Origin of the sequence: Microbacterium sp. C448 (assembly GCF_000582705.2) — a bacterium.
Classification (GTDB): domain Bacteria; phylum Actinomycetota; class Actinomycetes; order Actinomycetales; family Microbacteriaceae; genus Microbacterium; species Microbacterium lacus_A.
The window spans coordinates 1-22,406 of sequence record NZ_HG779799.1 but is presented as its reverse complement, the minus strand read 5'-3'; the positions used below and the strand labels follow the sequence as shown (position 1 = coordinate 22,406).

The window sequence follows — 22,406 nt, the reverse complement described above, 5'->3', positions numbered from 1 at the left end:
GAAAAGCCCCCGAATCACGCCGAAATCGCGGCGAAAAGATGAGAGTTCTCACATCTCACGACGTCTCGCAATCGCGGTCGCACGGGAGGAGAAAGAGGCGTCGGGACCTGCACAGACTCTGTCAACCCCGTACCGCACGGTTTTCGTCCGGACGATCCTCGGTGCATGACATTCCAACCCACTCGCGCAATCGTGACCGGCTCCGATTCGGGTATCGGCAAGGCGACCGCCGTCGCGCTCGCCGCGGCCGGAATGGACGTCGGTGTCACCTGGCACTCGGATGAGGAAGGCGCCCGCGGCACCGCACGCGAAGTCGAGGCGCTCGGTCGGCGGGCGGTGGTGCGCAGACTCGACACCTCGGACATCCCCGCGTGCGGCGACGTCATCGACGAGCTGACCGCCGAACTCGGTGGGCTCGACGTATTCGTGAACAACGCCGGTACGGGCGACACCGCACCGTTCCTCGACCTGACCCTCGAACAGTGGCGCCACACGGTGAGCGTCGACCTCGAGGGGGCCTTCGTCTGCCTGCAGCGCGCAGCCCGGCACATGGTCGGGGGCGACGGCGGCCGACTCATCGCGATCACGAGCGTCCACGAGCATCAGCCCCGGGTCGGCTCGGCGGCGTACGACGCTGCCAAGCACGGTCTCGGCGGCCTCATGAAGACCATCGCCCTCGAGCTCGGACGCGAGGGCATCACGGCCAACGCGGTCGCTCCGGGCGAGATCGTGACACCCATGACCGGGCAGGAAGACGAGGATCCGCGAGGCACGGATCGTCCGGGTGTACCGCTCGGTCGGCCGGGCGATGCCGGCGAGATCGCTGCGGTCGTCGCGTTCCTCGCGTCACCCGCGGCGTCGTACGTGACGGGTGCCTCATACGCCGTGGACGGCGGGATGCTGCAGATGGGGCCCCAGGCCGGGTCACACATCGAATCGGATGACTGGCGCCAGGCCTGACCCGCTACCGGGGTAGCGGGTCGAATACGCTCCCTGGCGGGACGCGCTCGAGGGAGGCTGTCCGTAGCGTTTTGATATGGCTACTCAGGGGACTCTTGACCGCGCGACCGGGATCGGTCCGACCTCGACAGGCGTGCGCACCACGGTTCCGCGACGGGTCGCGCCCGGGGGAGCGCAGGAGCGCAACGGCAGCACCTACGCCGAACTTGCGAGCACCATCAAGGGCATGGGGCTGATGGAGCGCCGCCGGGGCTGGTATCTCGTTCGCAGTCTGATCCTGCTCGCCGGCTATGTCGGCGGATTCGTGGCGTTGTTCAGTCTGGGCTCGTCACCGTGGCAGCTTCTGGTGGCGGTCTTCTTCGCGGTGCTGTTCACCCAGACGGCCTTCCTCGCGCACGATGGCGCGCACAAGCAGATCTTCGCCTCGGGAAAACGCAACGAATGGGTCTCGCGCATCTTCGGGAACCTGCTGGTCGGCCTGAGCTACGGGTGGTGGATGAACAAGCATTCCAAGCACCACGCGAACCCGAACAAGGTCGGTAAGGACGGCGACATCATGCCTGGTGCCATCGTCTTCACACAGGAGGATGCTGCGAAGCACACCGGCTGGCGCGCGGCGATCATGGCGCGGCAGCACTGGTTCTTCTTCCCGATCCTCACGCTCGCCGGGGTCGACCTGCACATCAATGCGGTGAAGGCCGTGGTCGGCCGCGAACCCGTCAAGGCCCGCGGCCTGGAGGCGGCGCTGCTCGCCATCCGTTTGATCGGATTCCCGATCGTGGTTCTGCTCGCAGCGGGGCCGCTGATGGGACTTGCATTCATGGGGGTGCAGCTCGCGATCTTCGGTGTCTACATGGGAGGCAGCTTCGCCCCCAATCACAAGGGCATGGCGATCATCCCGAAGGACATGTCGATCGACTTCCTGCGCCGGCAGACACTGACGTCGCGCAACATCAGCGGTGGCCCGCTGGTGGCGACCGGCATGGGCGGACTGAACTTCCAGATCGAACACCACCTCTTTCCCAGCATGCCGAGCGTGAACCTGAGCCGGGCCCGACCCGTCGTGCGCGCCTTCTGTGCCGCGGAGGGGATCGCGTACACCGAGACCACCCTGGTCGGGTCGTACCGGATCGTGCTGAGGTACCTGCAGAAGGTCGGGCTGAAGTACGCCGATCCCTTCGACTGCCCTCTGTCGACCCAGCTGCGCTGACGCGGGCGCTCCGATTTCGGCCGCGTGACGGTTTTCGTCCGCGTACCATTTCGTCCGCGTACCATTTCGGCCGCGTACCATTTCGGCATGGTCACCCCCAGGCTCTCCCGCCGCCGCGAGGCGTGGTTGCGCATTGCGGCGGCAGCGGCGGCGATCGCCCTCGTCGTGGTCTCGGTCGCCCTGGGCGCCAGCATCTACGACGGCCTGCTGCTGGTGCTGTTCGTCGGGGTGCTCGCCCAGGTCGCGTCGCTCCCCCTCGCGCTGATCCGCCCTCGAGTCGCCGCGATGCTCTCGATCGCCGGGGCACCGGTGATCATGGGTTCCGCCCACGCCGGAGAGGCGCCCTGGCCGTGGGCGGTGACGACGATGATCACCCAGGCTCTGGTCGTGGCCGCTCTGGGATATCGCGCCAGCTGGCTGCTCGGCGCCGGGACATTGATCGGGGTCGTCGCGCTGTCGGGTGTGCTTGCGCTTCTCGTCGTCCCGTCGCGCGATCAGGAATCGGTGGCGGCCAATCTCGTGGTCTTCGCCTGCATCGGGGGGATCGCCCTCGCCGTCGGCAACCTGGCGCGCGAGTGGCAGGCAGTCAGCCAGCAGCTGGTGCGTGAGCGTCGGCTGACCGAGGATGAGCGCGCGCGGCGTTTGGTCGCCGAGGAGAAGACACGGATCGCCCGTGAGCTGCACGACATCGTCGCGCACAGCATGTCGACCATCACGATCCAGGCCACGAGCGCCCAGGCGCGTCTGCCCCAGGTGGACGCCCCCACTCGACACGAGTTCGACGAGATCGCCGCGCTGAGCCGCAAGGCGCTGACCGAGATGCGCTCGCTGCTCGGGGTGCTGCGCGAGCCGGACGTCCCGATCGCCCGCACCCCTCAACCCCGGCTCTCGGGCATCGCCGAATTGGTGAAGCAGTCGCAGCGCTCCGGGCTCCAGGTTCGCCTGCGGGGAGCCGACTCCCTCTCCGACGAGGGAGTCGATGAGGCTGTCGGACTCAGCGCCTACCGCATCGTGCAAGAGGCGCTGAGCAATGTGCGGCGCCATACGCGCGGTGCCGCGGTCGAGGTGCGGGTGCACCGCGACCAGAATCTCGATCTGCGGGTCAGGAATCGATCCGGCGCGAATCGACCCGGCACGGAGCAGACAAGCCAGCCCCACCCGCCCACCACCGAGGGCAGCGGCCTGCTCGGTATGCGCGAGCGTGCGGCCGGTGTCGGCGGCACGCTGTCGTTCGGCCCGACCGGAGACGGTGGGTACGAGATCCACGCCGTCCTTCCCCTCCATGTCTCATCCGAATCGGAGGGAGAATGAGCATCCGCGTCCTCATCGCCGACGACCAAGCCATGGTGCGCGCGGGCTTCTCCGCCCTGCTCGGCGCCACCGGCGACATCCGGGTGATCGGGGAGGCCGCGGACGGCGTGCAGGCTGTCGAAATGTCTCGCGCGCTGCAGCCGGATGTGATCCTGATGGACGTCCGGATGCCCCACCTCGACGGCATCGAGGCGACGCGCCGCATCCTGTCTGAGCACGATGCGGCCAGGCACGGTTCACTCCCACGCATCCTGATGCTCACCACATTCGATATCGATGACTATGTCTACGAGGCGATGCGAGCGGGGGCCAGTGGGTTCCTTCTCAAGGACGCCCTCCCGGATGACCTCGCCGCAGCGGTTCGGGTCGTGGCGCGAGGCGACGCTCTGCTCGACCCCGCCGTCACGAAGCGGGTGATCGAGCACTTCGTTCGCACCATGACGCCGCCGGCGCAGCCCGTCTCGCTCGACGCGCTGACTCCCCGCGAGCGCGATGTGCTCACGCTCGTCGCGCGAGGTCTCTCGAACCGAGAGATCGCCGGTGAGCTCGTGCTCGCCGAGCAGACCGTGAAGAGCCACGTCAGCCGCATGCTCAACAAGCTCGACCTGCGTGACCGAGCGCAGGCCGTCGTCGTGGCGTATGAATCGGGACTCGTTGTTCCGCGCGAATAGCCCGGGGTTCTGTGGCAAGAGCATCCGGCCGCGCACGTCGCGGATCGCGCGCGGTGTCCGGATGGCGTAGCGAGCGGTACTGATGCCAAACTGAGCGCGTCACGCGCCGTGGGCGTGCCCGGAGAGGAACGCAGGATGGCGGTCACCGACGATTCGACGCGAACACCGCGAGCCGGAGCGCGCGGTATCGCGCAGCGCCACTCCCTCGCCTGCTATCTGCTCGTTGCCTTCGGATTCTCGTGGCTCATCGAGGTGCCGGTGGCGCTTTCGGCGCAGGGTTTCATCGCGCCGTTTCCCGCGCCCGTCGTCGCGATCTCCATCATTGCCGCCACGTTCGGTCCCCTGCTCGGGGCATTCGTCGTCACCGCGTTGATCGAGGGCACCTCAGGCGTCGCCGGCCTGTTGCGACGGTTCGTCCGTTGGCGGGTCGGCGTGCTGTGGTACGCATTCGTTCTCCTCGGGATACCGCTCATCGTGCTGCTCGGTGCCGTGCTCGTCCCCGGCGCGTTGTCCTGGTTCGACCCCGCGGCCTTCGTCGCTCTGGCCGCCTATCCGATGGCGTTCGTTCTGACGTTCTTCCTCGGCGGTCCACTCGGGGAGGAGCCCGGATGGCGAGGCTTCGCGCTGCCGCGCCTGCAACAGCGCCACGGCCCGCTGTGGGGGAGCCTCATCCTCGGCGCGGTGTGGGCGGCGTGGCACCTCCCGCTGTTCTGGAGCGGTGTATGGACTCCTCCCACCGTCGCCAACATCGTCATGTTCGGTGCGATGATCATCGCGCTCACCGTCATCATGACCTGGGTCTTCAACCACGTCGGCGGCAGCCTGCTGATCATGATTCTGATGCACGCATCGTTCAACACCTTCGCGAACCGGGTTGCCGCTCCGCTCTTCCCCGCGCCGATCTTCAACGAATACGGACTACTTCCCGTGCTCATCGGATTCGGGCTCACGGCGATCGTGCTCGTCGCGGTCACGCGTGGCCATCTCGGTGCGGGTGCGCGGCATTCGCCGACGTGATCGTCAGGCGCGCACCTCTGTGACGAGGGCAAGAGCATCGCGCACGGCCCCGCGCAGGACGGGCAGCCGGGTCAGGGGCACAAGGCGCGCAAACAGCTTGAGCCCGCGATCGAGGAGGCTCCGCGTGCGGCGCTGGCCCTCGGACGTGTCGTAGACCCAGTACAGCGCGAGCAGCAGGTGTGCGAGCACGAGCGCACGAGGGAGCAGCGAACGGATGTCATCGGGTAGACCGGTGCTCGCGGCACCGTTCACCGCCTGTGCGAAGAGGTCCTCCACGATCGCGAAAGCCTCGGCCGATTCCGTCGACAGCGGGTTGATCGGCGAGCGCGGCGAGACCGCGGCCGACAGGAACTCGCCCGCGTGCGCGTGGTACGGCGTGAGCTGGTCGAGACCGGTCGAGAACGCGATCCGGAGGCGCTCGATCAGCCGACTCTCGTCCGTCAGTCCCGGTTCGGCCGCCGCGCGGTGCGCCTCCTGCACGTCGAGATACAGCTCTTGAATGAGGTGGTTCTTCGAGGGGAAGTGGTAGTTGGTGGCTCCCACGGACATCCCGAGTTCTTCGGCGATCTTCCTGACCGTCGTCGCGTCGTAGCCGTTGTCGCGAAACGACCGAAGCGCCGCACCGCGGATTCTCTGCCGGGTCTGTTCGCCCTTTCGGGCCGGTAGGTCACGAGACATCCGCGCTCCTCTCCGTGGCGTTCGAGCGGTGGGCACGGCGACCATGGTGCACGTCGACCAGTGCCGCTTCGAGATCGGTATGGGCGAAGGTGAAGCCCGCATCGGTGAGTGTCTGGGGGGTCACCCATCGGCTCTTCAGGATGAGTTCGGGCTCGGTGCGAAGTGCCATCATGCCCAGCTCGAGCATCCACCTGGTCGTCGGGACCCCCACGGGTGCACCGACAACGCGACGCAGGGTTCGCATGAGTGTGCGGTTGTCGGATGGCCGGGGGGACGCGATGTTGATCGGGCCGCTGAGCCTGTTGTCGTCGCGGATGAACCGGATCGCGCCGACCACGTCGTCAACGTGTACCCAGCTGAACTTCTGGCGCCCGCGGGTGCGATACCAGGGCGCGCGGTCCTGCCCGGTCGGGCGAACGCCGATGCCTCGGTAGCGGTGATGCGGTGGGCACCATCCATCGTGCTGGGGTCCACCGAGCCCCAACCGCGCGATCGTCAGCAGCATCCGAGCCGCTGGCCCGTCGCCGACGACGATCGCCATCCGCAGCGCGGCGCGGCGCGTGTGGGGGAGCGTGCCCGCGAAGAACTCTCGCTCCCAGGAGGTCGCGACATCGACGGAGAATCCCGATCCGATCTCGCCGTCGCTCTCGGTGTTCGCCCGATCCATTGCGTGCCGGTAGATCGTTGCGGTCGACGCGTTCAGCCACACGCGCGGAGGATTCTCGGCCGACGCGATCGCCTCTCGCAGGGCGCGCGTCGTTCGCACGCGGGATTCGAGGATCGCGTTCCGGTTGGCGTCTGTGTAGCGGCAGTTCACCGACTTTCCGGCGAAGTTCACCACCACGTCCGCGCCTGCGACAGTTCGACGGAGCGTGTCTGCGTCCGTCCACCGCCCATCGGAGCGACCACCGACGAGACGGACGTCGTACCCATCCGCGACGAACGCGTCGGCGACGGCGCTCCCGATGAAACCGGATGCCCCGAGGACGACCGCGACGGGTGAGCGCTTCGTGTTCATGCCAAAACTGTACTACCGTTCTGAACATGTTCAGTAAACGGGCTTCGGTCGAAGGCGGCTCCCCCGGGGTATCGGTCTACGAGCGCGTTCTGGGCGACGACTTCGGCGCGCTCGATCCACAGCTGCAGAGGTACTTCGGCCTCATACCGGAGGGGTTCGTGGGCGTCGGCTCGGGGCGCTACCGTGTGGCGGGCCTGTGCGTACGAGCGCTTCGGCCCCTGTTCGCCGTGCTCGCGCGGCGCGGGATCGCGTTCGCCGAGAAAGGCGCGGATGTGCCGTTCTCCGTCCGGAACATCCCGCATCCGGATGGCACGTTGAGCGCGGTACGCACATTCGAATTCGTGAACGGAACGCGGGCGATGCGCGACGTGATGCGGATCGACGGCGAGCGACTCGTTGATCGCATCGGGGCGAAGGGCGAGATCGAGGTCGAGCTCTCGATGCGCGTCTCGGAAGGCCGGCTGCGGATGGAGAGCGAGCGACTCGCTCTGCGCCTGTGGGGTCTGCGCCTGCCCCTGCCTCGCGTGGTCCGGGTGCTTCTCACGGAGCAGGCGCTCCCGGTTGGGGCCCAGCGCGTGGAACTGCGCATCCTCGCCCCCGTGATGGGTGAGATCTACGGGTATTCGGGGGACTTCACGTACGAGGTGAGGCGCGACGAGGAACCCCCTGAGGTGCCGGGAGCGGGTTAGTCGTGCTGCGGCCGTCGTTCGAGCGCGCTTGCGTACATCCGAGAGGGCCGATGGTGCAGAAGTGCGCTCATGACGCCTTTTCCGGGGGTCGAATGGGTGCCGAACCTCTCGGATGTCCGCCGGGCGCGCCGCATCCGCCGTGATCGCGTGCGACCACCGAACGTCGCCATCTCGTGAACATCGGACGGGCCCGGTGGTGCCGCCACGGGTGGCTACCGTTTAAGAATCGGGCACGGAGGCCCGGGATGAGGATGGATCCTCGATGCGGGCCTCTACGACCCGATCGCCCGCCTCGAAGAAATCCTCGGCGTCGGGTGACGGCCGGCCGCGCGATCTCGTCAGCTCTCGGCGCGACCTCGAATCGTCCTGGGCTCTAGGGTTGCGGTGTGCCCATCAACGATCCGCTGCCCGATCGCCCCGCCCCGGACAACCCCTCGGGAAAGCTCGTCCTGCTCCGCCACGGCGAGACCGAGTGGTCGAAGCTCGGCCGACACACGGGCCTGACGGACATCCCGCTCACTGCGCATGGCGAGGACCTCGCGCGAGGTGCGGGTGAGCTGGTCGCGGACTACAACTTCTCGCTGATCCTGACCTCGCCGCTCGAGCGGGCTCGGCGCACGGCAGAGCTAGCGGGTCTGAACGCCGAGGTCGATCCCCTCCTCGTCGAGTGGGACTACGGCGGGTTCGAAGGGCGCACGACCCGAGACATCCGTGCCGAACTCGGCTACGACTGGAGCGCATTCACGCACGGTGTGATCCGCGGCAAGACCCCCGGGGAGACGGTTGAAGAGGTCGCGGGACGCGCTTCGCGGGTGCTGACGCGTGTGCTGCCGGCCATGACCCACGGGGATGTCGCGCTGGTCGCGCACGGCCACTTCCTGCGAATCCTGACGGCCGTCTACCTGCGGATGGCTCCCCGTTTCGGTGCCCAGATCACCCTGGATGCCGGGTCGGTGTCGGTGCTGAGCTACTACCGCGAGCAGCCGGCCATCCTGTCGTGGAACTACGGACTCGCGCTGCCGATGGCGCCGTCGGAGTCCTGAGCCGCGTGGTTCAGCGCTACGGGCACACGCGGACGGTGCGCGGGCCGAACTCGACGATGTCGTCGACATGGAGCTGGCGCCCCCGACGACGCTCGACGTCACCGTTCACCGTCACCAGACCGTCGATGATCGCTTCTTTGACCTCGCCACCGGAGTCCAGCAGTCCCGCGAACTTCATGAACGGACCGAGGCGGATCATGTCGCCGCCGATCGAGATGTCGTCGACCGGAGCTGAATTCGTCATTCCGGAAGGCTAGCCGACGGCCGGCACCTCGTTGCGGTCGGGCTGCTCACCCCCGTTTCGTTCGGCTGGTTCGCTTATCAGCCGCTCGTGGGTCCGAGGGCATCACTGATCTCATGGGCGATCTTCCGGGAGAGGGCACGTCGGTTCACAGCGGTCGATGATCGGGGCTCACTCGTTTCGTTCGCGGGTCCAGAGGCCGAGAACGGATGGCTCGAGCGTGCGTTCCACGGCCGCAGTGAGGTCGGATGCCGCGGTGTGTGGATCCGCTCGTGTCCGGAGTCGTTCGCCGAAGGCATCGACCACGCGCTCGGCATCGTATTGCGCACGGTTGAACCTGCGGTCGAGGACGCGGCGAGACACGCGCAGAACGGGGAGGAACACCGCCGCTGCGACGAGAGTCGCAAGCGCGACGCCGAGGGTGGTGGCGTCCGGGAGCAGCCACGCGACCGAGGTCACGATAACCGCGTAGATCGCCACGGCGACGGCTGTGACTATGGCGTATGTCGCCGTGCGCGAGATGATCCGGTCGATCTCGTACAGGCGATACCGGAGTACGGCGATCGCGATCGCGACGGGGATCAGCCCGTACGACACAAGCACGATGCCGGTGATCCCCATCCATGGGTCGGGTGTGACCCAGCTCGTGATCAGGATCGCGACGGCCAGCCCGACTGCCCACAGCATCCATCGCAGTTGCGCGCGTTCGACGGTGCCCGCGCGCCGGTAGCGTACGACGAGAGAGGCGAGGGAGCCGACGAAGGCGATCGCCAGAGCGCCGAACGACACCAGGATGGTGAGCGGATTCTCGACGAGTGCGGGCACGTGCGCCCGGTTCGGGATGCCGGGATAGACCTCGACCGACAGCGTCGACAGTGCGACGCTTGCGAGGACGAGCGTGGTGATCGTGTACCAGGAGAACCAGCGCCATCGCGGCGTCGGCACCGCGCCGTCGGGGAATCGGAGCGGGATCTGGGTGAGCAGGAGTCCGATCGGGGGCAACCAGCTCCACGTGTCCTCGCGGTCGTAGCCGTACCAGAACAGCCACGCAGAGACACTGGGTGCGTGATCGACCAGGGCTTCGCCGAGAAGCGTCGCGGGGGTGCCGATCGTGAACAGACCGGGGATCAGCAGGAGCAGCCAACCGATCGGGTTGCGCGGGCGCTTCCACGACAGCAGCCAGCCGACCACGACGAAGATCGTCAGGAGGATGAGGAAGGGCGCGGCGTCCGCCACGGGGCGTCCGGCGGCCGCAGAGGCAACGATCGTCACAATGAGCATCGCGACGACCACCGCGGCGGCCAGGAATGCCGGCCACGCGAGAGCGCGATCACCGCGGTAGCCACTTCCTCTCCTCATGATCGAGGTCCCGTGGTCCAGACGCCGATCGCCACGGGCTGCAAGGTCCGCTCGACCGCGCTGGTGAGGTCTTCGGCGGCCGTCAGTGGGTCGGTTCCCGTGCGCAGGCTTTCGCCGAAATCGTCGACGACTCTTTGGGCAACGTAGTGCTCGCGGTCGAACTGGCGATCAATGCGGCGCTGGATGATACGCAGCACGGGGAGGGCGACGGCGGCAGCCACGAGAGTCGCGAGCGCTACGCCGACCGTCTGCACCCCAGGCAGGAGCCACGTGACCGAAGTGACCACCGTCACATACACGCCGATCACCAGGGCTGTGACGATCGCGTACGACACCGTCCGTGAAACGACGCGACCAATCTCGTAGAGACCATGCCTGCTCACGGCGACCCATACAGCCACCGGAAGCGCGAGCGCAGCCGCGCCGAGGAAGACCGAGCCGATCAGCGCGGCCTCGCCGACCAGGGCCACGCTTGCGAGCGCGGCCACCATGCCGATCGGCAGGATCAGAAATACGAGCGCGAGCCACCGCACCTGGAGCCGCACGATGCCGTCTCCGTGTCGATATCGCAGGAACACACTGACCACGGCTAGCGCGAACAGACACAGCAGCGCGGCCAGACATGCCGTGGAGAGCGCGGAGGTCACCGACTCGGGAGGAAGCGGCGGCGGCTCGAGACCCGAGTATTCCCATTCCGACGGCGCCAGCAGTATCGCCGCGATCGACGCGGCGGCGGTGAGCGGCACGGCCCACAGCACCGGTCGCCACCGGGGCAAGAGTGCCCGGCCGTCGGGGAAGGTGAAGGCCAGCAGAAGTGGAGAGATTAGCCAGAACGGCCACGAGATCGCGTTCGGCACGACCTGCCAGAGTGTCCCGGCGAGCCAAGCGGGGAACGTCCAGACTGCTGTGATGAGTGGCACGCTGCCGAGAGCCGCCAGTTGCGCGCCGACCCAGAGATTCGGTCGCTGGATCAGCAGCAGCACGCCTAGGACCATCGACGGCGTCGTGACGACGGCTGTCACCACGACAGTCGGAACGTTCTCGACCGGCAGTCCGGACGCCACAGCCGCGATGAGCATCATGATGGCGGCCGCGACCAATAGCGCACCGACGACGGCGGCCAAGGGAAGCGCGCGGCGCGGCGCGGCGCCTGTCATCGCGAACCTTCTGCTGTCCACAGTCCCAGGACCCTGGGCTGAAGAGTTCGCTCGATCGCGCCGATGAGATCGCCGCCGGTCGCAGTGGGATCCAGACCCGTGCGCAGGCGCTCGCCGAATGCGTCGACGGTCTTCTGCGCATTGAAGTGCTCGCGGTCGAATCGCCGGTCGATGCGGCGCTGGACAAAACGGACCAATGGCAGGAAGAGCGCAGCCGCCGCGAGGGTCGCCAGCGCGACACCCACCGTCGGAAGCTGGGGGAGCATCCAGCTCACGGACGTCACCACGCCGGCATAGACGGTGAGGACGAGTGCCGTCACAAGTGCGTACGAGACGGTGCGCGAGACGACCCGGCCGATCTCGTACAGTCCGTGGCGCGTCACGGCGATCCAGATCGCGATCGGGATCGCGTTGATGCCGAGCGTCATCACAGTCCCGATGACGGTGGGCGCATCGTCGAAGGCGAGGGTGAGACCGAGGATGGCGACGGTCATCGCCGTTCCATACGCGAGCCACCGGAACTGTAGGCGCGTGACGCCGTCCGCCCGCATCCACCGCATGACAAGCTCCACGAGGGCGGCCGCTCCGACGATGGGCACGGCGAGGAACGACTCGTCTCCCGTCACCACGGCCGACACCGTCGCGAGAGCGGGAACACCCAGAGGATTCACCCTCCCCGAGAATGCGAGGTCGCCGGACGCGACGAGAGCAGCTGCGATCACCGTCAGTGCGACGGCCGCTACCGCGCCGGCCACGAAGCGTCCGAGCTTCGTCGTGATCTTTCCGCTCGGGAAGACGACAACCAGCACCGGCAGCAGCAGCCACACCGCGTAGCCGAAGACAGTAAGGCCCAGCTCGATTCCGACTGGCAGTGCGGCCGCGACGCCCGGGATGACGAACGCCCCGTACAGACTCCAGTAGAAGGCGATGCCGAGCAGGATTCGCCCGATCGCGTTACCCGAACGTCGCAGGAGCAGCAGGGTTCCGACGATTGCGAAGCCGCCCCATGCGGCGAGCGTCCAGCTCTCGCCAGTCATGACGATCGTGAGGATGCAGAGCGCGAGGTAGCCCGCGAAGAGGGCCAGAATGCCCCCTCGGCGAACCGCCTCGCGAAGCTTCATCGGACAGAAGTCCGGGTGCGATGCGGTCGGAACGGCGCGGACAGGGTGTGGGTGAGCGTGCGGATGCCGGCGTTGTGGCGCACGTTGGTCCAGTTCGCCCAGAGCCGCCGTCGGTCGACGCACACCGTGTGCTCGCCGACCGCAACGTCCGGCAGGCCGTGCGCGGCCGCGAGGTTGCGCAGGACCCCGGGCCAGAAGACGTCCTCGCCGCGACGGGCAAGGGGCCACATGCTCTCGAAGAGAGGATCCGAGCAGCGCAGGAGCATGCGGATCTGGGCGATCGTTCGGCCCGTGGCATCCATCGCGGCAGAGAACGTGATCATCGCCGCGAACATGTGACCCTCGGGAGTGAGGAAGGTGAACGATGTGTCGTCGGCATAAAGGACCAAGATCCCGGACGTCACCCCACCCGCAGTCAGGGCTGTGACATCGCCGGGCTCGATCGCCGAGATCGAACCGTGAAAGCGGCCCATCCTCGGCCAATACTGCCCGAAGTGCGCTCGCCAGTCGGCGACGAGTGACTCGGGACTCACCTCGGTGCCGAGGTCGGCAGTGTATGTGCGCTGCCACAGTCGACCGAACCCGTTCATCGGGCCTGCCACGCGCCTGCCCTGGAGGTTGTAGCCGTGCGGTTCGGTGGGATCGCTCACCTCCAGGCGTTCGACATACTTCGCCCAATAGGCCGCGTCCCGCGGCACCGCATCGCTGTGCTCGACCATGGTCATCCTCCCTGGGCTGCGAACGCAGCAATCGCAGATGTGGTGTCATCGTGGAGGGCGATCGCCTCATCGAGCCGGGTCAGTTCGAAGATCTGCCGATAGTGCTCGGTCAATCCCACCGCCGCGATGCGCTGCTGTCGGCGCTGTCCACGGACGAGAAGCGTGACGAGCATGCCGATGCCGCCGCTGTTCATATAGTTCATGCCCGAGAAGTCGAGCACGACGAGCTTCACGCCGCCGTCGGATGCGCGCTCGTGCGCCGCCATGAGGTCGTCTTCGCACGCTGCGGTGACATCGCCCGAGATCGTGATCGCCGCCGTCTCCGGAGCCGGGTGCGTGACGTCCATGATCGCTGCGGGCGCCATATCGTCCTCCTAACTCTCCACCGGCTGAACGATTTCGATGAAGTCGCTCAATCGGGTGATCTCGAAGATGTGCCGGTAGTGCTCTGTGAGACCCGAAGCGCGGACGCCGACGCTTTGCGCGCGCGCACGTGCCAGGACGCCGACGATCAGAGCGATCCCCGTCGAGTTGATGTAGTCGACGCCGGTGAAGTCGAGTTCGATCGATGCGGGGCAGTCGAGGGATGCCGCGGCGTAGGCCGCGTCGAGGGCGTCTGCCGCATCCCGATCGATCCTGCCCGCCAGCACGACCTCGACGCGGTCGCCCCGTCGCCGGATCTCATGACTCAGGCTCATGGTTCCCTCCGTTCCTCTGGACGCCGCCCGCGGCATCCCTCCCGTCCGCACGCATCGCCAGTCGGACGACGTGGCGGTCGCCGTCGCTGAACTCCTCGACTTTGTCCACGAGCTCCCGGACGAGGAACAGGCCCCACCCGCGGGGCGTCTGCAAGCCGGCGAGCTTGAGGTCGAGGTCGGGAGTTTCGGCATCGCGCCGGAGTCCGCGCCCGAAGTCGGCGACTTCGACGGTCACGTAGTCGGACGTGCGCCGGACCGCGATGAGCACATCGAGCGTGGCATCCCCCCGGTTGCCGTGCTCGATGGCGTTCATCACCGTCTCGCTCACCGCGGTCTTCAGCGCGTTCAGACGCGCCCCTCCGAGCGCATGCGCCGCGATGGATGCAACACGGTCCATCGCGTCCCGCTCGTTGCCCGGCACGCTCGCCACCGCGAACGACACGGTCTCGGCGGCTCCACCGCGACGGCCTCGTTGAAGTGTCACGAGGGTGATGTCGTCTTCCTGTTCGACACCCGTGGAGAAGATGCCGAGCTCCTGAACCGCGCCGTCGACGAGCTCCTGGCCCGTCCCGGCGCCGGCGACGAGGTCCGCGGTGCGCCCGAATCCGAACATCTCGCCGGCGGAATCGTGCTGCTCGGTGATGCCGTCGCTGTACAGCAGGACGATCTCACCACGGCCGATCACAGTCTCGTGCTCTTCGTAGATGCTGCCGGACATCAGCCCCAGCGGCATCCCGCGGGCGTGCAGCTGCACGACGTCGTCGCCGCGTCGCACGTAGGGCAGGTTGTGCCCGGCGTTCGCGAAGTGGGTGCGCCCGCTTTCGAGGTCGAGCACCAATACCAGGCACGTCACGAACATATGGGTCGGAATCTGCGGGATCAGCAGTTCATTCACGCGACGCAGCACCTCCCCGGGAGAGGTCACGACGGCCGCCGTCGAGCGCAGCAGTGCATGAGTACTCGCCATGACGAGCGCTGCCGGCACGCCCTTGTCGGTCACGTCTCCCGTGACGACCATGATCCGACCGTCGGGCAGCTCGATGAGGTCGTAGAAATCGCCGCCGACGGTGCGGGCGGGTCGGTAGAACGCCGCCACGGTCCAGCCGCCGAGTTCGGGCAGCTCGGCCGGCAGAAACTGCTGCTGAATGAGCTGGGCGACGTGCAGCTCCTGCTCGATGCGCTCGCGCTCGCGCGCCTGGCGCTCCTGAACCCGCATCAGCTGCCCCAGACGCAGCGCGGGTGCGGCGTAGCGCGCCAGGCTGTCCAGCAACCGGCGGTCGTTGCGGGAGTAGGTCCGCTCGGACAGGCGCTGTCCGAGCGCGAGGATGCCGACGAGTTCGCCACTGGTGACGAGCGGCACGACCAGCTGCACCTCCTGCGCGATCATCTTCGCGACGGCGGAAGAGTAGGCGGGTAGGGCGCCGATCTCGACCGGGCCGGACGCGGACTGCAGGTACACCAGCAGCGGGTCGCCGGGATCGATCTCGATGTCGATGCGGCGCGCGCGGGAAGGAGCGGGGCCCAGTTCAGGGCGTCGCGCGGCCTTCGCAGCCGTGCGCTTCTCCGCGCGTCGGCGTCGGCGCGCGGCTCCGCTCGGCGCGTCGTGCGCGACGCCAGCCGGTGGGTCGGCGGGCGTCTGCGCCGCCGTCTCCAGCGTGTCGGTCATCGGATCCTCCTCGACCGGAAGCCCGCACAGCGACCGGTACTGCAACGATGATGCTCCGGCGGGCGTTCCGAAAGCGTTACGGCTACGCGCAATTCGAGAACTCGGAACGCGCTGGGCCCCGTTCTGGCATTACGGTATGCACGAGGGGGCGATCGTGTCGGTGCGGCTCGAGCTGTTCGGACCGCCGCGGGTGTGGCGGAACGATGCCGAGGTGCGGTTCGACACGCGCAAGGCGGTCGCGCTGCTGGCCCTGCTGGCGGTGTCGGGGCGAGAGTTCGGGCGTGAGGCGCTCGCCGGTTTGCTGTGGCCCGATCTCGAGCGGTCGCGCGCTCGCGCGACTCTGAGGCGGACGCTGTCGGTGGCGGCCGCGGTCGGCCCGGCTCTGGTCGTGCACGCCGATCGCGTCGGGATGGATGCCGGGGCGGTGGACTGCGATGTCGTTGAGTTCCGTACGCTCATCGCCTCGCCACATGTCGCGGACTGGCGTCGCGCGGCCGGCTTTGCAGCCGACAACTTTCTCGAAGGCTTCTCGCTTCGGGACAGCCCGCCTTTCGAGGATTGGATGTTGGGGGTCGCCGAGGAGCTGCGGGACGAGCTCTCGCGCACTCTTGCCCGGCTCGTCGTTTCGGCCGTCGAGCGCGCGTCCTGGCCGGACGCGCTGGAGTACGCCCGGCGGCGCGTCCACGTTGAGCCGCTGTCGGAACCTGCGCACGCCGACTTGATCCGGGTGTCAGCCTGGGCGGGCGACCGACCCGCGGCCCTGCAGGCCTACCGGAGTCTGGTACGGCTGCTGGACCGCGAGCTCGGAGTGCCTCCTCTGCCCGAGACACTTGCACTCCACGAAGACATCCGCGCCGACCGACTCGCGCAGCCCACGCCGGCACATGCCTCGGCCGAGCAGCGCCAGACAGCCGTCGTGTCGGAGGTACCCGCGCCGCCGCCGACGAAGCTCATCGGGCGTGACGTGCAGCTGGCTCGCCTGACGGATGCGTGGCGCGAGGTGGCGGAGTCTGGGCGTCTCGTCGGCATCGTCGGCGAGCCTGGGCTCGGAAAGAGCGCACTCGCGGCGACGATTGCGGGTCACGCCGGCCGCCGCGCCATTCGGATCGCCGCTCGGGAGTCCGAGGCGTCGCTGGCGTACGCGGCTGCGAACGACCTCGTGCGATCGTTGCTGTTACTCCAGCCGAACCTGCCGGCGATGATGGGTTCATCCGCAGCGCCGCTCGCTGCCCTGGCCACCCAGATCGACGGAGCTGCACCGCGGACGATTCGCACCCCGGGCGACTTGCAGCGGGTGCACGAAGCCGTTCGCGCTGCCGTCGAGCAGCTCGCGACCGAGGGCCCGCTGCTTCTCGTCGTCGATGACGCGGAACTGCTTGACCGCCCGTCGGCGGCATTGCTGGGTTATCTCGCCCGACGGCTGCCGCCGGGTTTTCTTCTCGTCGTCGCGTGGGCGCCGGGACTCACCGAAGGGCCGCTCCAGCAGGCGGTCGCCGAACGCGGCGAGACACTGCAGCTTCAGCCGTTCGATGAAGGACAGATCGCCGTACTCACCGGGGGCGGCCTCGACGCGAGCGAGGTTCTGCGGCGCACTCGCGGCATTCCGCTGCTGGTGCGAGAGGTGGCCGCGGCGCCGACCGAGGCGGAGGCGGATCAGGTACGCGACATTGTCGCGGCTCGGTTCGCGGGCGCGTCCGAGACAGCACGACAGATGGTCACGGCATCCGTCGTGATCGGCGCCGTCGCGCCGCCCGAGGTGCTGCGCGCGGTGAGCGGGAGGGACGAGACCGAGACCGTCGAGGCGATCGAAGAGGCGGTCGCTCGCGGCCTACTCGTGGAACACACCGACACCCCCGGGTATGACGTGCCGCACGACCTTGTGCGCAGCGCGGCGCTGCAGGGGCTGTCCCTGGCCCGGCGCCGGCTCCTCCATGCGCGTGTCGCCGATATCTACGCGCGTCGTCATGCCATTGACCCGCGTGCGACACCGGCCGGTTCGGTGGCCCAGCACCTTGCTGCCTCGGGGCGGGAAGAGGAGGCGGCGACGTGGTTCGTGACGTCCGCCGCGGAATCGGCGAGCGTGTCCGCGTACGAGGAGTCGATCCTTCAGTTGCGGGCGGCCTTGGCCATGGGTCGGCGCGGCATCGAGGTGCATACGGCGATCGGCGCCGCCCTGGTGCGGCTCGGCCGCTACGAGGAGGCACTATCGGCGCTCGACCAGGCGTCTGCTCTGGCAGAGGGTCAGTCGGAACGTCGATCCGAGATCGAGCATGCGATTGCGGGTGTGTACGACCGACTCGGCGACTGGGAGCTCGCGCAGGTGCATCTGGAGTCGGCGCGCGACCTGGCCGCCGCCGGCGGGCCGCGCGGTCGACGAGCGCGTGCGCTAGCCGATCTCGCTCTCGTGCTTCACAGGAGGGGCCAAATCGCTCGGGCGCGGGAGACGGCGCACGCGGCCGAAGACGCTGCAGTGGCGTCAGGCGACGATGCGGCACGCACGCAGGCGGACAACGTGCTCGGCATGATCGCCCTCTCCAACAACGAGGTCGTGCTCGCGGAGCATCACCTGGAGAACGCCGTGGCTCGGGCGCGTGCGGCTGAGAACGTCGATCTGCTGATCGCTGCGCTCAACAACCTCTCGCGAGCACTCTCGGCTGCCGGTGCCGGTCCGCTCGCGCTGGAGACCGCCCGTGAGTCCCTCGCACTCGCTGAACGCCAGGGTGATCGACACCGCCTCGCGGCCCTGCACTCGCACGTTGCCGACCTGTTGCACGCCGAAGGGCAGGACGAGGAGGCGATGGCGGAGCTGAAACTCTCAGCGATGGCCTTCGCCGACGTGCAGGGCTCGGCGGGGCGACCGGAGGTATGGACGCTCACCGAGTGGTGAGTGTGGGTGTGATCCCACGTCGGGAGGCATTGCGGCCTGTCGAACCTAGACGCGACGGCGGGAGTCGAACTCAGGCGGGCGGTTTCGACTGTGTCGCGATATTCGGCAAAAACCGCGTGATTACGCGGAATTTTCGCTTTCCTTGGCGGGTCTCAAATGGGTTCGATCGGGGTGAATCTCGACCAAGTGTGGGCAAAATGTGGGCACGACTTTCAGAGATGTCTTGATGGATCGTGTGATGTATCAGGACATGCCTGACGATTCTGCATCAGGACATCTCTGACAGTTGATGTGTCAGGACATCTCTGACACTCAGACGGTGGGGCGGCCGCGCCCGCGGGGTCTGCCGCTGCCGACGTACTTCGTGCCGGGTGCGGGCCAGGGCTGCTGGATGAGCAGGGTGCCTTGATAATCGAACACGAGCAGTTCGGTGTCTTCCTCGACGACGTAGGCGATCGCGCCGACGAGGGCTCGACTGATGTGGAATCGGATGCCGCGGACGAAGACCGTGCCGTTGTCTCGGACCCGTGTCATCCGGATCCCGTCATCTGCCGGCAGAGTCGCGGGTCGCGGCGCGGGGCGCGGTGGCTCGACTTTCGCCGTCGCTATCCATGCCTGTTGCGGGGTGATTCGACCGGGCAAAGCTTGATGCGGACGCTCGGTGTTATAGACCAGATCGAAGACGTCGACCTGAGCCTGCAACTGCTCGAGCGTGTCGGCGAGGGGTTGCTTATCGAGGAACCGGAACAGGGTCTGGTGGAAGCGTTCGTTCTTGCCCTGCGTGGTCGGCTTATAGGGCTTGCCCGTGATCGGCTCGACCCCCAGAGAGGTCACATACGAGACGAGCTGGCCCAGCACGCCTCGACGGGACGGGTTCAACGCAGCCCCGTTATCGCTGAGCAGTCGCTGCGGAACACCGTGAGCCTCGATCCCCTTCCGGACAACAGCGATCGCCGCTTCCGACGTCTCACCCCAGGCCACGTGAGAGGCGACTGCGAACCGAGAGTGATCATCGATGAGCTGGAAGATGACACACTTCCGACCGCCCGAGAGGACATACTCGGTCGCGTCCAACTGCCAGCATGCGTTCGGGGCCGGATAGACGAACCGGCGAAACGATGCCCTCGGCTTCTTCCGCGGTTCGACTTTCGCTACTCCCGCGTCACGGAAGATCCGCGCCAGCGACGCCGTCGAGGGCACCGGCGCCATCCCGAGCGACCGCATCTTCTCGTGAACACTGATCGGGCCGTGATCCAGGCCGGATCGCTCTAACGCCGCCCGCACCGCCACCGCCTGCTGCGCCACATTCTCTGCGAGCCGCATCGGGCTCTGCTTCGGACGCCTCGATCGCGGCTCCAACGCTGCCACGGGCCCATCCACCGCCGCTCGTTTCCGGATCGCATAGAACGTCTCCCGCGAGATCCCATGCTCCCGGCAAAACGTCGTCACCGACCCGCGCGGCGCATCCGAAGGCCACTGCACGATCGCGAGACGGACACGAGGATCAACAGGCTCAACACGACTCATCCCCCAAACATCGAGGCAGAAGTGTCAGGACCAAACGACCCCGAAACGTCAGAGATCTATTGATCCAGAACCGTCAGAGATGTCCTGATAGATCACAGTCTTGATGGATCGTCTTGATGGATCGCAGTTCTCTTAGGACGTGTGGGTCGCGGCTCAAGCCTCGTGGGTATGGATCAATGACTTCCACATCGTACGGATCAGTCACGGCTTCCTGGAGAGACCGATGTTCCGAGCAGACAATGTCCGTCGAGATGGATCGTGAGCTCGCGCACACGATCGGCACGCGAGCGCCAGCGAGCTGAGGAAGGGTCGGCGAGGCGGACCAGATGAGTTTTCTCGGACTTGCACGGAATACGAGGTATGAATAGAGTCCGTCTCGCGCCTCGTCGAATGGGCTCCGCAATGTCACTCGCATCCACTCCGCTCAATGAAGGTTGCGCCGTTTGCGGCACTCACTATTCCGTCGCCCTTCCTCAGGACCTCGTTGACGCAGCGCGCCGCAGGGAACTTGTCATCTTCGCGGGTGCAGGCATCAGCACAGAGAAGCCCGGACTCTTCCCCGAGACGTTCTACGAAGAGATCGAGGCCAGGCTGCGGGAAAACCCGTCGAGCGATCCGTTCCCCGTCGTGATGCAAGACTTTGAGGACCAGTTCGGGCGCGCTGAGCTGCTCCGAACGCTGATGGAGCGACTCGACTACGTATCGACGTTTCAGTCGCTACAGAATCGCACCACCGCGTTTCATCAAGAAATCTCGACCATCTCGCAGCTGGACGCGATCTTCACGACGAACTGGGATGACTTCTTCGAGCGGTTTTCCCGAGCACGACCGTTCGTCCTAGATGAAGACTTCGCCTTCTTCGACATTCCCGGACGCCGCGTGATGAAGCTCCACGGCTCGATCTCGAACCTGTCGAGCATCGTCGCAACAACCGATGACTACGAGCGACGAGAGGCGGATCTTGCACAGTCAGTGATGGGAGCGAAACTGCGGGACTATTTGTCCACGAGGACCATCGTCTTCGTGGGGTACTCCCTCTCAGACTCCGATTTTCAGAACGTCTACCGCAACGTGATCGAGCGGATGGGTCGACTTCGGCGCAAGGCGTACCTTGTCACGCCCGTCGATCCGCCAGTATCTCCGCAGATGGAGCTGACGCATCTCAGGACTGATGGGGGCCACTTCGCTCACATTCTGAAGAAGGAGCTTGAAGGGACAGGCGACCATGTGCCCGACGCACGGCTAGGCCGAGCGGAGTGGCTGCATCAAGTCATCCATGATGCGCACGTCGCGTCGGAGGTGCTCCTCGCCCAGGCAGGCGCCTTTGGTGCTTTCACGCACTCGTATCAGGACGGCATGCTTGCCGCTTTAGGGAGGGTGCGCCTGCTGAAGCATCGCGGAGTTTATTCCGATCCGCGGGCCGTGGAAGGCGTCGTTCATTCCTACGCCCATCACTTTGTCACAGCCATCGAGCGGCGGCGGTACTTTGACGCGTGCTACATCGAGGGCTACATGATCGCGACTCGCTCATTGTTGCTTGACGACGATGACCTAAAGCGGGTGCCGGTGTTGGCGACCTTTAGGGATTCGGCGTATCGATCTAGGCGGCCCGAACCCCACAGAGTCATTGAGTCACCCTGGTGGTTTTCGCTGGATGACGGAAATCTGGGCCAGTACATCGAGGCTCTGCAGGAGTCACGGAGGCCACCAACTCAGTGGCTAATCGATCGATCCACTGACGCCGCGTCTCGGGCGAAACGTTCACCGGGTCTGTCGTCAGAGCACTCGGCCATCATGGTGTCGCTAGGGCCCGGACAGGTGCCGCAGCACACCGAGTTCCTCGATGGTGTTCTGTAGGCCCGTTCATCGAGGTTCGAGTGTTGCGTAATCAGCTGTAGAAGATCTTGGACGTCTGGAGGCCTCATCGAACCACAAACCGTCGGTCGTCATCACGGAAAGTGACGAGAGCTGCGGCTGCGGCCCCGAAGAGGCCAGTCGCGGCGGTTCCGCGATCTCACAAGCAGATGAGCGGAGAGCGTCCGCGGCCGATTTCAAGCGATGCTGCGCGTGTCGGTCTCTAATTTGTGTTGTGGACATCGAGCGATTGCTGCGGTAGTCAGCACCGAGCGATCTTCGGCATCTAAACCGACCCGGAGGATGCAACGGCGGGCGGCGTCTCGGCCAGAAGGCTGGCGGCTGGGTCCTTCGTTGCGTCATCTTGGTACTGTTGTCTCTCTTTTTCTCCGAGAGAACGAATAGCACCACGAAACCCATCAAAGTCGACCACTGTGGGGGAAGTTGAATCCTCAAGCTCGTGCTCTCGACGGATCGCGCTGATGCGCTGAGTCGCCTCATCCACCCAGTCGCTCTGCGCGAACGCGTCGGCCAACTCCCGAAGGAGTCGCTTAGCCTCGATCCACCGATGGGGAGGCTT

At 66.7% G+C, this 22,406-nt stretch carries 20 protein-coding genes and 1 pseudogene; 9 read left to right on the top strand and 12 right to left on the bottom strand.

Annotated elements, in window-relative coordinates; genetic code table 11:
• Positions 1-165 precede the first annotated feature (165 nt).
• From MIC448_RS14720 to MIC448_RS14700, 5 genes are all read left to right on the top strand, one after another.
• Positions 166-960 carry an SDR family oxidoreductase gene (locus MIC448_RS14720; RefSeq protein WP_036301423.1) on the top strand — a complete coding sequence of 265 codons (795 nt, stop codon included), beginning with the start codon at positions 166-168 and terminating at the stop codon, positions 958-960.
• A 76-nt stretch (positions 961-1,036) separates the two neighbouring features.
• Positions 1,037-2,170, top strand: coding sequence for an acyl-CoA desaturase (locus MIC448_RS14715; protein WP_081766454.1), 1,134 nt, complete (start codon positions 1,037-1,039; stop codon positions 2,168-2,170).
• An 87-nt stretch (positions 2,171-2,257) separates the two neighbouring features.
• Positions 2,258-3,481 carry a sensor histidine kinase gene (locus MIC448_RS14710; RefSeq protein WP_036301442.1) on the top strand — a complete coding sequence of 408 codons (1,224 nt, stop codon included), beginning with the start codon at positions 2,258-2,260 and terminating at the stop codon, positions 3,479-3,481.
• The gene (locus MIC448_RS14705) at positions 3,478-4,152 is read left to right on the top strand and encodes a response regulator transcription factor (RefSeq protein ID WP_036301420.1); all 675 of its coding nucleotides are present in this window, start codon (positions 3,478-3,480) and stop codon (positions 4,150-4,152) included. Before MIC448_RS14710 ends, MIC448_RS14705 begins: the two co-directional genes overlap by 4 nt.
• Before the next feature lie 135 nt (positions 4,153-4,287).
• Positions 4,288-5,169 carry a CPBP family intramembrane glutamic endopeptidase gene (locus tag MIC448_RS14700; RefSeq protein WP_051514102.1) on the top strand — a complete coding sequence of 294 codons (882 nt, stop codon included), beginning with the start codon at positions 4,288-4,290 and terminating at the stop codon, positions 5,167-5,169.
• 3 nt (positions 5,170-5,172) lie between these two features.
• Here MIC448_RS14700 and MIC448_RS14695 read toward each other — a convergent pair whose 3' ends face one another.
• Both MIC448_RS14695 and MIC448_RS14690 read right to left on the bottom strand, forming a co-directional pair.
• Positions 5,173-5,847, bottom strand: coding sequence for a TetR/AcrR family transcriptional regulator (locus tag MIC448_RS14695; protein ID WP_036301417.1), 675 nt, complete (start codon positions 5,845-5,847; stop codon positions 5,173-5,175).
• The gene (locus MIC448_RS14690) at positions 5,837-6,865 is read right to left on the bottom strand and encodes an epimerase (protein WP_051514099.1); all 1,029 of its coding nucleotides are present in this window, start codon (positions 6,863-6,865) and stop codon (positions 5,837-5,839) included. Before MIC448_RS14690 ends, MIC448_RS14695 begins: the two co-directional genes overlap by 11 nt.
• A gap of 26 nt (positions 6,866-6,891) precedes the next feature.
• On the opposite strand from MIC448_RS14690, the gene MIC448_RS14685 reads away from it, so the two are divergent.
• Together MIC448_RS14685 and MIC448_RS14680 are read left to right on the top strand one after the other, a co-directional pair.
• Entirely contained in the window at positions 6,892-7,554 is a 663-nt protein-coding gene (locus MIC448_RS14685) for a DUF4166 domain-containing protein (RefSeq protein WP_051514096.1), read from the top strand.
• A 386-nt stretch (positions 7,555-7,940) separates the two neighbouring features.
• Positions 7,941-8,597, top strand: a complete 657-nt coding sequence (locus tag MIC448_RS14680) for a histidine phosphatase family protein (RefSeq protein WP_232711676.1) — start codon at positions 7,941-7,943, stop codon at positions 8,595-8,597.
• A gap of 16 nt (positions 8,598-8,613) precedes the next feature.
• Here the strand turns inward: MIC448_RS14680 and MIC448_RS14675 are convergent, their stop codons facing one another.
• The 8 genes from MIC448_RS14675 to MIC448_RS14640 form a co-directional block, all read right to left on the bottom strand.
• Positions 8,614-8,841: an RNA-binding S4 domain-containing protein gene (locus MIC448_RS14675; protein WP_036301414.1), complete on the bottom strand. Its 228-nt coding sequence runs from the start codon at positions 8,839-8,841 to the stop codon at positions 8,614-8,616.
• Positions 8,842-9,009: 168 nt separating this feature from the next.
• On the bottom strand, positions 9,010-10,197 hold the full coding sequence (locus tag MIC448_RS14670) for a hypothetical protein (protein ID WP_036301412.1): 1,188 nt from the start codon (positions 10,195-10,197) through the stop codon (positions 9,010-9,012).
• A complete protein-coding gene (locus MIC448_RS14665; RefSeq protein WP_036301411.1) occupies positions 10,194-11,354 on the bottom strand; it encodes a hypothetical protein in 1,161 nt (386 codons plus the stop codon). The genes MIC448_RS14670 and MIC448_RS14665 overlap by 4 nt, the downstream gene beginning before the upstream one ends.
• Positions 11,351-12,475: a hypothetical protein gene (locus MIC448_RS14660; RefSeq protein WP_036301408.1), complete on the bottom strand. Its 1,125-nt coding sequence runs from the start codon at positions 12,473-12,475 to the stop codon at positions 11,351-11,353. Before MIC448_RS14660 ends, MIC448_RS14665 begins: the two co-directional genes overlap by 4 nt.
• Positions 12,472-13,194: a hypothetical protein gene (locus tag MIC448_RS14655; RefSeq protein ID WP_036301405.1), complete on the bottom strand. Its 723-nt coding sequence runs from the start codon at positions 13,192-13,194 to the stop codon at positions 12,472-12,474. Before MIC448_RS14655 ends, MIC448_RS14660 begins: the two co-directional genes overlap by 4 nt.
• A gap of 2 nt (positions 13,195-13,196) precedes the next feature.
• The gene (locus tag MIC448_RS14650; protein WP_036301403.1) at positions 13,197-13,559 is read right to left on the bottom strand and encodes an STAS domain-containing protein; all 363 of its coding nucleotides are present in this window, start codon (positions 13,557-13,559) and stop codon (positions 13,197-13,199) included.
• 9 nt (positions 13,560-13,568) lie between these two features.
• On the bottom strand, positions 13,569-13,892 hold the full coding sequence (locus MIC448_RS14645) for an STAS domain-containing protein (protein ID WP_036301401.1): 324 nt from the start codon (positions 13,890-13,892) through the stop codon (positions 13,569-13,571).
• Positions 13,876-15,558 carry a SpoIIE family protein phosphatase gene (locus MIC448_RS14640; protein WP_051514092.1) on the bottom strand — a complete coding sequence of 561 codons (1,683 nt, stop codon included), beginning with the start codon at positions 15,556-15,558 and terminating at the stop codon, positions 13,876-13,878. The genes MIC448_RS14645 and MIC448_RS14640 overlap by 17 nt, the downstream gene beginning before the upstream one ends.
• A 154-nt stretch (positions 15,559-15,712) precedes the next feature.
• Here MIC448_RS14640 and MIC448_RS14635 point away from each other — a divergent pair, with 154 nt between their 5' ends.
• Complete coding sequence (locus MIC448_RS14635; RefSeq protein WP_158497553.1) at positions 15,713-18,445, top strand: AAA family ATPase; 2,733 nt, start codon at positions 15,713-15,715, stop codon at positions 18,443-18,445.
• 268 nt (positions 18,446-18,713) lie between these two features.
• On the opposite strand, the pseudogene MIC448_RS14630 reads toward MIC448_RS14635, so the two are convergent.
• A pseudogene (locus MIC448_RS14630) lies at positions 18,714-19,894 on the bottom strand (integrase core domain-containing protein).
• 480 nt (positions 19,895-20,374) lie between these two features.
• On the opposite strand from MIC448_RS14630, the gene MIC448_RS14625 reads away from it, so the two are divergent.
• On the top strand, positions 20,375-21,829 hold the full coding sequence (locus MIC448_RS14625; RefSeq protein WP_157811225.1) for an SIR2 family protein: 1,455 nt from the start codon (positions 20,375-20,377) through the stop codon (positions 21,827-21,829).
• A 283-nt stretch (positions 21,830-22,112) separates the two neighbouring features.
• Here the strand turns inward: MIC448_RS14625 and MIC448_RS14620 are convergent.
• On the bottom strand, positions 22,113-22,406 hold a 294-nt coding region (locus MIC448_RS14620; RefSeq protein WP_036301390.1), incomplete at its 5' end, for a hypothetical protein.